Here is a 17,232-nt window from a genome sequence, read left to right as displayed (position 1 = left end):
GGAAATAAGGAGATATTATGACTAAATCAAGCAAAGTACTACTTGCATTAAGTTCTGTTTTGGGTATTGTTATAACTGCATCAACTGTAGGACTTGCTCTAACCAAACAAGACTTTGATAAAAATCAAAGCGATTTATATAAAACTTTCACTCGTTCAAAAGAGCAATTCCAAACTTACAAAGATTTTTGAAATTTTAGTCAAGAATCACAAAATGATTTAAATAAAAAATTAACAACAGCTGAAAGTAGTTGAGCAGATGAAACTAAAACACTTAAAGAAAAAATTCAAGCAATCAATGATTTCCAAAATACTTTCTTAAATAATGTAATTAATTGACTAAAAAACAATATTGACTACAGCCTAAGTTCAAGCAATCAAATAGAGCTACAAAGTTTTCTTTATTCACAAAGAAACCGTATCCAAGAACAAAGCGTTTATTCTTACTACTATGCTAACAATCCACAATTTAGTACTGATATTGACACATTTGTTTCGGAGTATAACAATATTTCAAAAGAAGATAAGCTAAAATTACTAGACAATTTTAGTGAAATGTTAACTGACGCAAACAGCCGTCAGTCACAACTTTTGGATAATGTTTTAGGAGCAAATGACACTAATTATCTAGTGCAATACAAACAAGAAATTGATTCATTACCAAGCAAAGTTCTTAAAAATCAAGCTAATGATTTAATTAATCAAATTGAATCTAAATTGCTAGAATCAAAATATAGTTACAATGAATTAACAATCTTAAAAAATAAAGTACAAGATGTTTTAAATCTTTACACAAGTAACAAAGACAAAATTGATAATTTCGTAGAGAACATCAATGAAAATATCAATGTTTTAAAGACTTTTGCTACTCAGAATACTGAAAATTCTGTAGTAAGTCAAAAATTAATTGACTTAGCAAATAATTATCTTGATAAATTAAATAACTGTGTAAGTGTGGATGATTTTGAAAAGTTATCTGCTGAAACTTCAAATGCAGCAACTCACGCCATTGATAGAACAAAAAGCATTGAAGAAATTAAAAATAACTGAAATTCTTACCTTTCATCGCAAGAAAGCAAAATTTCAGTCTTGAAACCTTACGCAGAAAACATCAAAAATTCTGATAGCTACAAAAACTTTATTGAAAACAACAATTACAATGAAGTTATAGAGTCCAAAGCAAATTACACAAGTCAGTTTTCAAATTTAGTACTATTAGAACAAAAAATAGCTAACATTCACAAATCACTAAGTGATAGCTTTAACGAAGATTTGATTGATAGTGCAAAATACAACTTACTAAAACAAGAATTAACACAGTCGGTTAATGCAAATCTAACTGTTGAAAGTCTTGATAAAAAAATAAGTAAAGTTGCCAGCGATGTGGCGGCTGTTGTTTCAGCACAACTTTTTGCTAAAAATACCAAAGAAAGTATTGAAGACTTAAACAACAAAATTTCACAATATTCGAACGTTTCTTGATTTAATGATGACAAAGATGTTTTGAAAGCTAAACTAAAAGAAATTTATTTACAAATTGATTCAGTTTTCAATAACAAAAATTTAAGCTCTGAAGATGCTAAGACATTAAGTGCTTCTTTAGAAGAAAAATATCGTCAAACTTTAATTGAATCGCTAAACGGTATTGATGCAAAAATTGCACAATTCTTAGCATTGATTTACAACAAGCCAAATACTGATGAATTAGCAAAACAAATCGAAGATTTCATCGAAGAGGAATATACAAAATCAATTGCAGACGACACAACTGATACTGCTCAAATTTATAAAGATGCATTAATAAGAAGATTGAAAGAACTTGCTCAGGCTTCAGTTATCTACAAAACTATTGAACTAAAAGAAGCATATGATGATGCGGATAAATATGCTCGTATCACATATAACCGTGCTAATGATTTAATTTGAAAACCATCTAATGCAGTTAAAAAACAATTAGATATGTTGGATAAGTATCTTGACGAATATAACAAATTAAATTATCAATCTTGATACCAAGAACCTTCTGACGATCTAACTAAAAAACTCGATGAGCTAAATAAATCAATTCAAAACTATCGTCAAAACATTGATTCTTTGAACGACATTGACGCTACAAATAAAGAAATTAATGATTTAATTGAAAACATTTCTAAAGACCCACTTAAAAAAGAGCAATTAAAAGACCAAATAGCTAACATCAAAAAATTACAAGAACAATCTGAACAATTGTTTGCTGATGAAAATGCTAAAAAAGAAGATATTGAATCACTCAAAAAACAATTACAATCAGCTTTAAACTCACTAAAAGACTCAGGTCAAAGTGCTGACTTGACAAACGGTCTAGACTTGATTCAACAAGAGTTGGACAAATATTACAACACTGATGAATTAAAATCTCAACCAGGATACCAAACAATAGTTCAAAAAGCTGCTGACTTAAAGAAACTAAGTGAACAAAAACAATTGTCAGATGAAGATAAAGCAAGTCTATTACAAGAAATATACAAAGTAAAAGATGCTGTGTCTCTAACTTATTCAATTGAAGAAGAAATTAAGAAGCTGCAGACTGAAGAACAAAAAGTAACATCAGATGCCGACGCTAAAGATTTCGTTAATGGTGCAAAACAACTAAATAGCGCACAAATCGAAGAAGCTCGTTCATTGGTAAGCAAAATCAACTCTGATTTAGTTCCTGATCTTCGTGTTTTACAGAGTGAAATCGATGCGTTGAAAAATCGTGAGACCGAAACAAACAACGCTTTATTAAAAGATAAAATTACTAAATATAATCAAGGGATTGCAAATAAAACTACTGACTCTGATTCTGAAGTTGCAAAACAATATGAAAATGCTAAAAATAATATTACCAATACTTGATATGGAAGCTTAGTTAACTCAAATTCAACAACTTCTCTTGAAGATGCTTTAGACAAAATAAAAGCAATAGACTCATTAAACAAAACCACAGCAGATGCTTTAGACTGAGTTGCTTCAAACAAAAATAGTAAATATGACAACATTTTTAGTGAGTTAGAAGATGTGGTTAGTGATAATCTTCTATTAGCAAATGACACAGTAGAAAGCTCACAAGAAAAAGAAAAAAATATTAAAACTGCTTTCGAGGTAGCAAAGTCTAAATTAAGTCTAAGTGAGTCACTTGATAATTTAAATAGCATCTTTACTCAAGATGATAAAAAGAAAGTAATTTACGAAGACTTAGTAGCAGAGGTTGAATCGTTATCAGCTGAATATTCAAGCTATATTGATTCTAACTTCCTTTCAAGTGCTGAATTAGACAACAAGAAAAAAGAATTGGATGCCAAAATTGCTGAAATTCTAGCTGCTAAAAAACAAATAGATACAAACTGACAACAAGCTGTTGATGATATTGACACAAATGTTGTTAACAAAACAGATGCTGCAATTGAAGCCTTAAAACAAGTGAGCGGAAATGAAAATGATACTTTCCCACTTTATGATGCGGCAAAAGCTAAATATGAAGCAGCTAAACTAGACCCAAATACAGATTTAGAAACTTTAGCAAACTTAAAAACTGAAATGTTAAATGCTTTTGAAAGAGATAAGCTAAACAACCGTCTAACAAAACTAGAAGCTTTAGCGAATTCAGACAACTTCAATACAGATAATGTCGAAAATCCAGCCAAAAATGCTATCGACACAACAAAGGCAAAAATTCTTGCCTTTACAGAAGATCTTAAAAATAAATTAACAAACGCTAACTTGACTGAAGAACAAATAAATCAATATAAACAACAGATTTCGGACAGTGAAAAGCTTTCTTCATTGCAATCAAATGTTGCTCAACAATTAAAAGAATGAGATGCTATTCAGGATGTAAGTGAAAAAGAAAGCAAACAACAATCATTGTCAAGTCTTGCTACTGCTTTAACCAAGTCTTATCCAACTAGAGACTTAGATTACAACGATAGTCCAGAAAAATATGAAGAATTGAAAAAAGCATATGATTTTTCAAAAGAAGCTGATAAGTGAAAAACTGATAACTTCAATGCTATTCAAGATCAAACTAGTGGAATCAAAAAACAACTTAACGATGATTTAAGCTCAAATGCAACAGAAGTAGATCCTGACACAAAGCAAAAATTAGAAGAACAACTAGACAATTTGTTACAAAAAAACAATGACGCAAAATCTATTGATGAGCTAAAGAAATTACAAGATTTTATTGAAGAATTAAAAGACAATCAAGACAAAGTTATTGATTTATCAAAAGAAGTACAAAAAGCTAAAAATACACTAGAAAATGCTAAAGATACAACACAATTGAGTGCACTAAATCTAAAAAGAGAATTGGAAAGTCTTGTTGAAAAAGCACAAAATAATTACGTGCCACAAGATATGAACATTGACACGTTAAATTCCCTAAAACAACAAATTATTGAAACAAGAAATAATTTAGAATTAGCTTTAGAAATTGAAGATTTAATCAAACAAGCAAAATTAGTTCTTAATGGTCAACCAAACGAAGATAACGGAGTCAAATATTATGAATTCCAAGGTACACCAGGAACTACAAAACTTTCACAAGTTAACAAATGATTAGATAATATTCAAAACGACTCACTTGCAACAGACGGAACACAAAATTCGGTGCTTTTACCAGCAATAAAGGCAAGAGCTCAAAAAGCCTTGGAGTTAATGCAACAGCTTAAGATAGTTTCAGACCAAATTACTGATTGAAAAGCACCTGAAAACACGTATAGTGGGTATGCAACTGATATTGAATTATTGCTTTCAAAATTGTGAACAAATTCACCTAAGGCTAGCGAGCGGTACGAAGATGACAAAGACTCACAAAAAATTGTTACTCAAATCAATAATTTAAAAACAAGTCTACAAGCTATTCAAGACTTACACAGTGCGAGAATGGCAAATAATGAAAATATTGAGTCATTTAAAACATCTAAAGTAGAGCAAGATTCATTCAAGACTGATTTTGCGACACTTTATAAATACATCTCACGTTCTTTAAGTGCAATTAATAAGCAAAATATTGAATCAACAGAATTAAGTCAATTGAAGGCTGAAAGTGGTAACATTGCAGTCAATAAAAAACTACAAGAATTGGAAGATGCATTCGAAAGTTTATTAAAACTAGCAAAACAAGTTAAGGCCTCAAATACCATTTACGATAGTGTACAAGCTAACTATCCAGAGGTAATGAGTAGTAAAACAAAACTAAGTAATCTATTAGAAGATGCTATTGATTTATATGTTTCAACAGACGTTGCTTCTATCAATCAAAAAACAAAAGAGCTTGCAAGTGAAAGCGCTAAATTAAATCTTTTAAATAAATACCAAATCATTAGGGCGCAAGTTGATGCTGATAGGGTGTTAAGTCAATCAGAAAAAGCGTATTTAGAGTCTCTATTCACTGAATTTAGAAGCAAATTAGATTCAATAGATACAAATAATAGTAGTGCTGCTGATTATGACGATCTTTACAATACATACTTGAACAATGCAACAAAAACAGAAAAATCGATTCCTTTTGTGTTTGAAAACACAGTTGCTTTAAAACTAGCAATCAACAAAGCAAACGAGTATCTATCATATGAAAATATTGGTATCAAATCATATGAAGATAGTTCTGACACAAAAGCAAAATATAGTGCATTGCGTGCTGTTGTTCAAAATGCAAATCAAAACTTACAATCTGGAACAACACAACAGAAAAAGGAATCAGTTGAAGCACTAAATACAGCAATAAGTGAGCTTATTGAACAAAGAAAATCTGATATTGATAAAGTTAAGGAAAAAATCACTTGATTAAAAAATAAAATTCAAGAACAAGTTGACAATAGCGAGCAAACAAAATATGCTGATTTTTTACAGATTTTAGATTCTGATTTTGACGCTAAAACTTTAGATTTGTTAAATCAGGAAATACCAGCTGACTCAAACCCTATTGATGAAGTTAATAAGAGAATTCATACAGCACTCGAAACTTATTCGGTAGCTATTGTTAATGCTTATGACTTTATAAAGAGTCGTTTGGATAATGTAATAAAGACCGCCGACGAAGCTGAGAACGATTTCTTAGATGCAATAATTAGAAGCTATGCGGGAAATGATATTTACACTCAAATGATTTCATTAGCATCACAGGCTTCTCAACATTCTAACAAGACATTTAATATTGATAATTACTTAACATTAGGTCTATCAGAAAATCAGGATTTCAGTACTTGATTTAAACAAAGTAGAGATTATTGATGACAACTGGGAGATCTTCCCGCTCAATTAGCGAACAATGTAAATCAAAAATTACACACACTTGCTAACAACAATTCAACTGGGCTATTTGATAAATTAAAAGCATTCCTTATTGATGCAGAAAACCAATTAGGAATTAAATATATTTTGGAAGCAGGAGCAAACGACATTTTTACTAAATCAGAAATGACTGACGCTAAAAATATTTTTGTTAGCGAATTCTTACCAAAATATTCTGAACTAAGATCAACTTATGCTTTTACTCCAGACTTGTCGAAATTTGATTATAACAGTACTTTTGTACAAGAAGCAAGTGCAATGAACGACATACTAAATTCATATTATTCATTTGTTTCATCAATTAAATCAAGAGCCAATAAAATATATAGTGATACTCAAGAAAGTGCTAATCTACCAATTAACAATTTAATTAAAGAGGTTTATGGTCGTAATAATGTAACCGTAAGAAATATACTTGACGGTAACATACAAATGTGAAGAAATAAACTTGGTTCGTCTATAAGTGACGTTTCAAGCGAGCATACTTTGTTTGCGGTTAATGAACACCTTAAATCACAAACATATGAAGATTCCGATTTGATTAAACTAATAAAACACGTTTATGAGTTTACAACTTTGCCTTCTAAATTTATAACAAGTGTGTTTGCTGGGTTATACCTATATGGCTCGAGTACCATTCCTTCTGCTGCAATAAAAATTCAAAATTACAAAAATATAAGACTTAAACCGTCAATAACGAGAAGAGAGTTTGGATCGGTTTTATCTAGTTTAGCAAAAGAAAATTCAGATGAGATAGACATAACAAACGCTAAGTCGTTCTTAGACTTGTTTTATGAATTTACTCCTGTATATATTTTCGATGAAACAAATGTAAAAGTAAAAATACTAAAATGAGATGATGGTTCATGGTACAAAATTGTCCCTTCTCAAGACACAGAAACCGTTAAAAAAGCAGTATTAAGATTTAAGTATGAATATACACCAAACAACTTAACTGAGTTCAAAAACATTGAAAGTCTTTCAATCATCACAGGGAGTGATCCGTACGATGTTTACACAAACGGTGTTAAAACAGGTGAAATGAGTTTTGATGATATCACATTATCATTTAATTCAGTAGATTGAGCTCAAGTTTCAGATGGAAGTAGTGAGCTAATTTTCCAAGGTGAAAACACTGGTTATCAATCAAAAGTTGCTCTATTAGATGTTAATGATGCTGGTTGAGCAACTGGTTTGACCAAAGAACAATATGAAAACAAAATGTTCGAAGCTTTCAGAAATACATTGAAAGCAAATAATTCTGATTTAAATAAAAACCAAGTAGTTCAAAAAGAAAATAATAATGCTTTAGTGATGTTTAAACCAAGCAACACTGACATTGAAAACATGAAAATTGAATTTTTAAACTCACCTGTTCTAAATTATGAAAGAGCTGGCTTCTCAGCTATTTATCAAGATTTAGCTAACCAAATGATTGTGATAAATGCCGATGATACCAATAAGGAAATAGTTCTAGTGGAAGTTGTACCTGGTACATTAGTTTCTGGGCCAACTGCAACAGCTGCTGCCAATTCTAGTGAATATGGTGATCTAGTTGGTCAAGGAAAGGCATATGCACCTACAAAAGCTGGTATTTCTGTGTACCAAAATCAATACACAATGCCTGCTGCTACTGTTTATCTATACAAATTCAAGTTTGAATACAATGAATCAGATAACAAGATGTATTTATACAATAGTTGAATGGAAACACAAAGTTATTACAAAGATCCATCGTTCCATGATTCAGTAAATCCAAGCTTATCTTCAAACTATACCCCTTACACTATTTCATATACTGGTGGAACACCAGACACTCAAATTTGACAAGTTGCACCAGAAAAATGAATTATCAATATTGCTGCCAATGTTTTAAATAAGTATGCAAGCAATGTAGATACAGGAAGTGTTGTACCTAACAACAATTCAACAATTACGACAAGTGGATATGGTAAAGGTTATTTAAAAGATGATGACTTCATCTCATCAGATGCATTTGCTAAAATATACAAAGCGAGTGGAAGAGGAAAATTGATTTGATCATCAAGTGATAACCCAACTCAAACAACCACAACATCAGATCTAACACAAAAACCATTTATCTTTAACTCAGGAACAAAATTCTTTAAATTCAAGATTAGATAATCTAATTACCCAGTTTGAGTGCTGGGTAATTTTTCTTAAAACTTTAGTTTTAAGCCAGTATAAATGTGTAAAATTAATAAATATTATGAGTGAAACAGTAAAAGGAAGATTTGTCAGAGATATATTCGTTTCTAAAGATAATACCTTTAGAATTTCAAGTTTTGTAGTTGATGAACAAGTTAAAACAAGCCCCAACTTTGTTTTAAACAGGTTTCGGAGCATTTCTATTAATACTTCGAATGTCAATTTTGAGTTTAACTCCATTTATAAACTAGACTTGATGAACGCTAATAATGCACGTTACAAAGACACTTATCTAGTTGTGAAAATGGAAAAGTTAACAAATGCCGATTATCAAAACGTGATAAAGTTGTTATCTTCGAATGCTTATAAATCAATAGGAGCAACAAAAGCCAAGGAAATTGTGGACAGCTTGGGTATAGACGTGTTAGAAAAAATTAAGCAAAACTTGGTTTCAGAAAAAGATCTTAATATTTCAAGAGAAACTTTTGAGTTATTAAAAACAGATTTAACTTCTTCACAAGACAACATCAAGCTTAAACTTTTCTTATACGAATGTGGGCTAAGCGACAACTTTTACTCAAATTTAGTGAAACATTGCAAAAGCAACAGCTTTTTTGATTTATATGGTTCGAATCCTTGACAACTTTACTTTGACATGGCAGAAGCGAAGTTCAAGGACGTTGAAAAAATAGCATCAAAATTAGACAAAAATGATGCTTTCTGAAAAACTATGGCTTTAATCTATGATCTAATTCTTGATTTTTGTTTTAGTTCAGGAAATACAAGAGTTTTTGAGTCAAAAATATGAACTGAATTAGAAGCAAAGAATATTGTTTTAACCCCTGCAGATTTTAAAAAAGTAGTTGATACTCTAGAACAAAATAAACACATTTTAAAAATTAAGCGCGGAAACTATAACATCTTAGAACCGCGGGAATTGTTCGAACAAGAAACTTACATTGTTAGAAGATTAAAATACATTGCTAATAATGCTAATGTAAAAAAAGTGAGTTACTCATCATCATATCTTGATAACATTCAAACAAATGCAGTTCAAGAAGCACTGAATAACCCATTATCACTAATTACTGGAGCCCCAGGAACTGGAAAAACAGTTGTAACAACTGAAATAATTCGCAAGTTAATGACTTTATACCATGAAGACGACATAGCTGTTGTAACTCCAACCGGAAGGGCGACCATTAATCTTAATAAAAAAAACACTGTACGTGCTTCAACTATTCACTCACTTTTGAAATGAGATACAGACGCACAAAAATTCTATATTAATGAAAATAATGCTTTAGACATCAAAGTTCTAATCATTGATGAGTTTTCAATGGTTTCAAATACAATTTTTTATCACTTACTAAAAGGAATAAAGAACAACAGTTTACAAAAAATTATTCTAGTAGGCGATTGCGATCAATTACCAGCAATAGGTCCTGGTAACTTGATTAGTGATTTTATTGAGAACAATATTTTTAAAACTATCTATCTAGAAAAAAATTATCGTCAGAAAGAAAACTTTGCCATCATTGATGATGCAAAGCAAATAAATCAGGGTCTTTTGCCGTTGTTTTCTCAACAACGTTCAAAATTTATACCAACACAACGTTTAAACTTAACAGACCAAATTATTGACGAAGTAAAAAGATTGATTTCTGAAGGTTTTAGCAAGAAACAAATTGCTATCCTTTCACCGATTTATGATTTTCCAGTCGGAATAGATAACTTAAATGAAAAATTACAAAATTTCTGATCGCAACATGAAAACAAAAAAGAGCACAATGTAAATGGAAGAAAAGTTTTTCTAAATGATAAAGTCATTAATTTAGAAAATGATGTGCAAAAAAATGTTTTCAATGGTGAAATTGGCTATGTCGATAGAATTAGTTATTCCAAAGCTAATGAAGAAGGTAATGTTTTATTTGTATACGTAGTTTTTGAAGATGGAAAAACAATAGTTTATACTCCTTCTGAGTTTAAAAACAAAACTATGCTGGCTTATTGCACTAGCGTGCATAAATATCAAGGTTCGGAATGTGATGTTGTACTGACAGTTTTATTTAGCGAAGCCAAAAGATTGCTATCCAAGAAACTGATTTATACTGCGATAACACGAGCAAAAGAACTTTCAATTATTTATGGTGAACAAAGTGCACTAGAATTTGGAATTCAAAATGACAACGACTCAAAAAGAGACACATCAATCAAATTGTTGTGACAAAAATTATAAGGAGGTAACATGAAACTTATTGTTGGTTTAGGCAACCCTGGCAAAGAATACGAACACACACGCCACAATGTTGGTTTTGATGTTATCGATATTCTAGCTTCAAGATTACAAGCTCCTGCTTTTCGTGAAAAATTTAAAGGAGAATATAGTAAAACTGACGACTACATTCTTGCTAAACCACTAACTTTTATGAACAGCAGTGGGGATTTTGTTAAAGCTTTAATGCAATTTTACAAAATTAACATAGATGACTTGATTGTTGTCTATGATGATATGGATCACGCAGTAGGAAAGGCAGTAATTAAAACTTCAGGTTCGGCTGGTGGACATAATGGCTTAGATGACATAATTCAAAAGTTAGGAACAAAAGAAATTAAGAGATTAAAGATTGGAATTGGAAGACCAATTGGTAATCTAAAAAATTATGTTCTTAATCGTTTTAGTCCTGAACAAGACAAAATAGTAAGACAAGTGATGGAAAAATCAGCACAAGTATTAGAAACATGCATTTTTAATGATATTCGCTTTGCAATAACGCAATTTAACACAGAGAATAATGACTAAAAACATTTTGCTTGCAGTCAGTGGTGGTCCTGATTCAATGTTACTTGCTTACAAGTATCGCAAAGAACCAAATGTTATTGTTGCCTGCGTCAACTATCACAAACGTGTTGATAGTGACATTGATGAACAGGTTGTGCGCGATTTTTGCAAAAAATACAATTTAAAACTTGAAGTTCTAAATGTTAATGAAAAAGAAGAAAAAGTTAGCAACTTCCAAGATCATGCTAGAAAAATTCGTTATGAGTTCTTTAAAACAATTTATGAGCGAGAAAATTGTTATCAGCTAGTAGTTGCCCACCACAAAGACGACTTTATTGAAACTTGTTTGCTACAAAAACAACAAAAACGAAAAAAAATTTTTTTTGGCATCAAAAAACATACTTATATAAATGGGATGAATGTTTATCGTCCATTTATTTATAAACTTAGCAAAAAACAAATTTTAAAGAAATTAGCAAGCAAGAAAATTCCTTATGCTTTAGACTATACTAACGATTTAGATATTTATGAAAGAAACAAAATTCGCAATCAATTAAAGTCAAAATCTTATTTCTATAAGCAATTGATTTTTTGAAAATTTAGATTCATAAATTTACTAAAAAGTATTAGTAATTTAAAAGTAAAAAGACAATACAAATATTGAGAAAGCAATCTTTTCTCTTGTCGTCCTGAAGTTTTAAAAGCTATTAAAAATAAAAATGAAGTACTATATCTTTTTCTAACTATTCATTTTGGTTCAATTAATATCAGCAACAAAAAAATGAATTCAATTTGACAATTTATTGAAGCAAAAAATGGTGCAAAGCAATACAAATTGGCAAAAGATATCTTTTTAGCGAAGAAAAACAACATCTTAGTAATCAAGTAAAAGACTTATTTTGAATAAAAACACATATAATTTTATTAATAATTTGAAAGGAGAGTAATGGATAACCAAAACAACAAACCGAAAAAAAATGGTTTCTTCCGCTCAAAAGCAACTAAATGAGCAATAGTTATTTTAGTTCTTGTTGCAATTATTATCGGAATCGTTGTTGTTAGTGTTTTAAGAAGAACAAATGCTACTGCAATTGATCTTAACACATTCCAACAAGCCTTAAAAGATGCATCTGCAAGCACATCAGATAACATCTACTTTACTTCGATTAGCGATAATCCATTTACAAATCAAATAGCTTTTGAATATGTAAACAATGGATCAGCATTGAATGGTTATGTTTATGCTTCGTCAAATCAGATGAAGAGTTTATATGAACTATACCCAGTAAACAATGCAATCTGAACTGATGCTTTATCTTATGTAAAAGATGGAAAAACTGTTATAGGTTCATTTAAATCAGTTGAAGTACCAAGAGAAAACGGATTTGTTTCATGAATTCGTCTTCTATTACCAATCATCATTTATGTCTTATTCTTTGGTCTAATCATGTTCTTAATGATGAGACAAGGACAAAGTGGTGGCTTGGGGGCAAATGCTTCAAAAAGTCAAGCTATCAGAATTCATTCAAAAACTAAATTTAGTGATATTGCTGGAAATGAAGAAGCAAAAGAAGAAGTTATGGAACTTGTCGATTTCCTTAAAAATCCTAAGAAATATACTGCTGCGGGAGCAAGAATTCCTAAAGGTATTTTATTAGGAGGTCCTCCAGGAACAGGAAAAACTTTACTTGCAAAAGCAACTGCTGGAGAAGCTAATGTGCCTTTCTTCTTTATCTCTGCTTCAAGTTTCGTTGAACTATTTGTTGGAATGGGAGCAAGAAGAGTTAGAGAAATGTTCCGTGAAGCAAGAAAATATGCACCGGCTATCATTTTCATCGATGAGCTAGATGCAGTTGGTCGTACACGTGGAGCTGGTATTGGTGGAGGACATGATGAAAGAGAGCAAACTCTTAACCAATTGCTAGTTGAAATGGACGGTATTACAGAAAATAGTGGTGTGCTAATTATGGCAGCAACAAACCGTACTGACGTTTTAGATCCTGCACTATTGCGTCCTGGACGTTTCGACAGAACCATCACTGTAGGATTACCAGATGTTAAAGAACGTGAAGCAATTCTAAAACTACATGCTCGCGGAAAAAGAGTGGATAAAAATGTAAGTTTTGCTAAAGTTGCAAAACGTACTCCAGGTTTTAGTGGAGCACAATTAGAAAACGTTATTAATGAGGCTTCATTACTAAGTGTTAGAGAAAATTCTTCAGTTATTACTCTGGATCAAATTGATGAAGCAATCGATAGAGTAATGGCAGGACCTGCTAAAAAATCAAGAACAATTTCAAAAGATGAAAACATTGCAGTTGCCTATCACGAAGCCGGACACGCTGTTGTTGGGCTAAAAATGAAAGGCGGAAACAAAGTTCAAAAAATTACCATCATTCCTCGTGGAAATGCTGGTGGTTACAACTTGATGATGCCTGAAGAAGAAAAATACAATATGTCTAAACATGACTTAATTGCTGTGATAACTTCATACATGGGTGGAAGAGCAGCAGAGAAGATAATTTACGGTGCCGACAATGTTTCAACAGGTGCTAGTGATGATATTTCTCGTGCAACTCAAATTGCTCGTCGTATGGTTACTGAGTGAGGTATGAGTGAATTAGGACCTATCAAATATGAAGAAGATAGTTCTAACCCATTCTTAGGGCGTGACTATGCTAAAAGTGCTTCATTTGGTTCTAAAGTGGCGCAAGAAATTGACTTAGCAATTAGACACATCATTACTGAAGCAGAAAGAAAAGCTGAAGAAATCATTTCTCAAAATCGCGAATTATTAGAATTAATTAAACAAGCTCTAATTATTAAAGAAACTATTGTTGCAGAAGAAATTGAATATATTGAAAAACATATGTCATTGCCTGAGGAAGTTCTAAAAGATAAAGAACATTATGATGTTAAAAATGATGATGAGCCTTCATTTGAAGAGTTAGTTTCATTAGCAACACAACCAAACAAAGAAGAGGCAAAACCACAACAAGAAACTAAGGTTGAAGAAAAAGCTGAAGACTCAGCTCCTGCAGTAGTAGGACAACTTAAAGTTTCAAATGACGTTTTAGATTTTTCAATGTTTTCAAAGAAATCATCTGAATCTAAAAAAGAAGAAAAAGTCTTGGATGAAAACAATTTGACACCTCGTGAAAAAGCAATTCTTGAAAGAAGAAAAAAAGCTCAATAAGACAAAGAAAATAAAAAAGACTCTAATAATTAGTCCAAAGTCAGCTTTAAGCTGGCTTTTTTAATACAATTAATATACTAATGAAGAAAAAAATCTTTTTGTCAGTTTTAGCATTATTAGCATCCGCAATTATTCCCACATCTATTGCCTGTGGTGTTTTAATAAATCAAAATAATAAAAAACAAAACAATATAAATATACTTGAAAAACAAATTCAAGACTTAAAAAATCAAACCATTTCACTTAGCAAAAAACTTGCAACTTACGACACAGAAAAAAGTAATCTTTTGATCAAAATTAGCAATTTAAACAAGTTAGTGAATGAATATAAAAATAATCTTATAACAGCTCAAGAAAAACTTAAAGATAACGAGGATAAAAGCGGCCTAAAAATTCAAAGTTATCAAAGTACAATTGATGATTTAAAAGCCAAAATTTTGTTAAAAGATAAAGAAATTGAACAGCTTAAAGATGACTTGGATGATGTTAAAAAAACTTCTTCACCGAGTGAGTCTCACACTGATAACAAAGATATTCAATCGTTAAAGGCCCAGGTAGACAATCTTAATAAGATCCTAAAACACAAAGATGAACTAATTTCAGAATTAAAAAAACAAATTAGCGCCAAAAACATTGAAAATAACGCTCTTTCTTTACGTTTAAATACACAAATTATTGATTTGAATACTGAAATTAAAAATAAAGACCAATTAATTGAAATTCTTAAAAAACAATTAGAAGAAACAAAACATTCAAACGAAAACGATAAAAATGCACAGATTGCACAATTGAAATTTACCATTCAAACACTTATAGAACAAGTTAACACGAAGGATAAAGAGATATTAAAAGCAAAGCAAGAGTTAGAAGCATTAAAGACAAAAGATTCTAACTATTTAAAACAGATTAGTGATCTGCAGCAGAAACTCACACAGCTAAAGACTGAAAAAGACTCATTATCCACTCAATTGAATACTCAAATCACTCAGTATCAAAATCAAATAAACACTATTCAAGAACAAAATAAAAACTTGCAAAATCAGTTAAACTTGTTACAACAAACTAACAAGCAACAAGGTGAAAATATTAAGTCTTTACAACAAACTATTACTCAAAATCAGGATGCTATATCTTCTCTAGAAGAAAAACTTAAAGACTACAATCAAATTCAACAAAAGAATTTTGATCTGGAAGCAAAAATATTAGAACTAAACAAGCAAATAGAAAATTTCAAAAAACAAAATAACACTGATTCGGAAGCAAATTCTGAAGAACAAACTTTTGATGCAGTTGAATTTTTTAAACAACATCCAGAAGAAAAACAGTATCAAGAAACAAGCGAAAATAGGCCTGTAAACTGAACTAATGAACAATACGTGCAAAAGATTGTTGATCAAAGTTTTTCATTAATGTGAGATTTTCAAGACGGAACAAACACAGCCGGAACAGTATGAGTTTTAGACTATAAAAAATTAACTGATTCTAAATACACATTTTACTTTGCCACCAATTATCATGTTGCCTTGGAACTTTATCAAGGAGACAAAGATTTTAAAGAGTATCAGCAATTAAAAAGAACTAATACAATAACAAATATTAGATTGCTAAGTCCTAAAAATTGAAAAGATAATTCTTCATCTAACACACCATCGTATTTACTAAATTTGCCAAAGGATAATTGACCAAGAATTTTCTTCTTAGCTCAAAACTTTATGGATTCAACTGCTATGGATTACAATCAAAATCCCTATCATTATGCTGATTTCGCTGTTATTGAATGAACTGTTGATCTTAATGAATTGAGTGCTATAAAATATAAGACCACAAAACAAGATGCTCTTGAATTCAGGAGAAAATTGTTGAGAATTGTTAACAATTTTGACATAAATCCAGATGTAGATACTTTGATCAATGCAACTAAAACCGACAAGTTATTGAGCTTAGATTATTCCACTGTCAATGACATAAAAAAATCAGGTAATGTTACAAAAACCTTCGAATCTGCATTACCTACAAGCGAACAACAAGCAAAATCACAGTCAGCACTTGTGAAAAAATACTTACATGGTTATCAATATAATTCATCTACTGATAATGTGTATTGAGCTGGGTTTCCTTTAGTGAATGGTATTGAATGAAAATTTTTAGCTTCAGTACCTAATCAATATTTAGCAACAAATAATGTCAATAAAGAAGATGGGATTACTAAGAGCATTTTTACAGTTCAATCCCTGTTTCACAATCAACCAATTGCAAGTCACGGTGCTAAGTTTAATGAAAGCGCTAAATCGCTGTACTATGGACTTTCTTATGGTATTTATCAAAAAGTAGGCCCAGTAGGTGGAGTCAGCGGTGGGATGGTATTGAATGCACAAATGATGCCTATTGGTTTAATTTACGGTAATCAAGGCTGATATGATTTGCAAAATGATGATGGTACAATGAGTAAGTATTCACTTAATATAGTGCAACCTTTTACACAACAAAAAGACATATATACTGAAAATGGAATTGCCTATGCTTTTAATTTAATAGATGGCACAGACAAACAAAAATATCCACACCAAACAAATTCTTATCGTGAACAGCTAATTGCTAAATATGGAAGCAATTACAAGACGAAACTTTTTAAATAGATTCACTTATGTACTTGACTTTAAATCAGTGAAGTAATATAATGTTAGTGTGTTTAAAATAACTTTTTTAAACATAAATATATTTGAAACATTTCTCTAATTTGATATGAATAAAAGCACGCGCCAGTTAAGAGC

General features: G+C 30.8%; 6 protein-coding genes. All 6 read left to right on the top strand.

The annotated features are described in order from the left end of the window. The first annotated feature begins 17 nt into the window (after nt 1-17). The 6 genes from ACWXVN_RS01300 to ACWXVN_RS01275 all read left to right on the top strand — a co-directional run bounded on the left by ACWXVN_RS01300 (nt 18) and on the right by ACWXVN_RS01275 (nt 17,097). Nucleotides 18-8,459, top strand: a complete 8,442-nt coding sequence (locus ACWXVN_RS01300; protein ID WP_455978849.1) for a hypothetical protein — start codon at nt 18-20, stop codon at nt 8,457-8,459. Between the two features lie 85 nt (nt 8,460-8,544). Beyond that, nucleotides 8,545-10,722 (top strand): ATP-dependent DNA helicase, encoded by a 2,178-nt coding sequence (locus ACWXVN_RS01295; RefSeq protein WP_455978848.1) that lies wholly within the window; start codon nt 8,545-8,547, stop codon nt 10,720-10,722. Between the two features lie 9 nt (nt 10,723-10,731). Continuing rightward, nucleotides 10,732-11,286, top strand: coding sequence for an aminoacyl-tRNA hydrolase (pth, locus tag ACWXVN_RS01290; RefSeq protein WP_455967644.1), 555 nt, complete (start codon nt 10,732-10,734; stop codon nt 11,284-11,286). Continuing rightward, nucleotides 11,279-12,154: a tRNA lysidine(34) synthetase TilS gene (gene tilS, locus ACWXVN_RS01285; protein ID WP_455978847.1), complete on the top strand. Its 876-nt coding sequence runs from the start codon at nt 11,279-11,281 to the stop codon at nt 12,152-12,154. Before pth ends, tilS begins: the two co-directional genes overlap by 8 nt. A gap of 57 nt (nt 12,155-12,211) precedes the next feature. Beyond that, a complete protein-coding gene (gene ftsH, locus ACWXVN_RS01280) occupies nt 12,212-14,461 on the top strand; it encodes an ATP-dependent zinc metalloprotease FtsH (RefSeq protein ID WP_455978846.1) in 2,250 nt (749 codons plus the stop codon). Between the two features lie 80 nt (nt 14,462-14,541). After that, nucleotides 14,542-17,097 carry an MIP family Ig-specific serine endopeptidase gene (locus tag ACWXVN_RS01275; RefSeq protein WP_455978845.1) on the top strand — a complete coding sequence of 852 codons (2,556 nt, stop codon included), beginning with the start codon at nt 14,542-14,544 and terminating at the stop codon, nt 17,095-17,097. Nucleotides 17,098-17,232: the final 135 nt, after the last annotated feature.

The organism is Mycoplasma sp. 4044, assembly GCF_053851695.1.
This window is presented reverse-complemented; position numbering and strand designations above follow the sequence as displayed.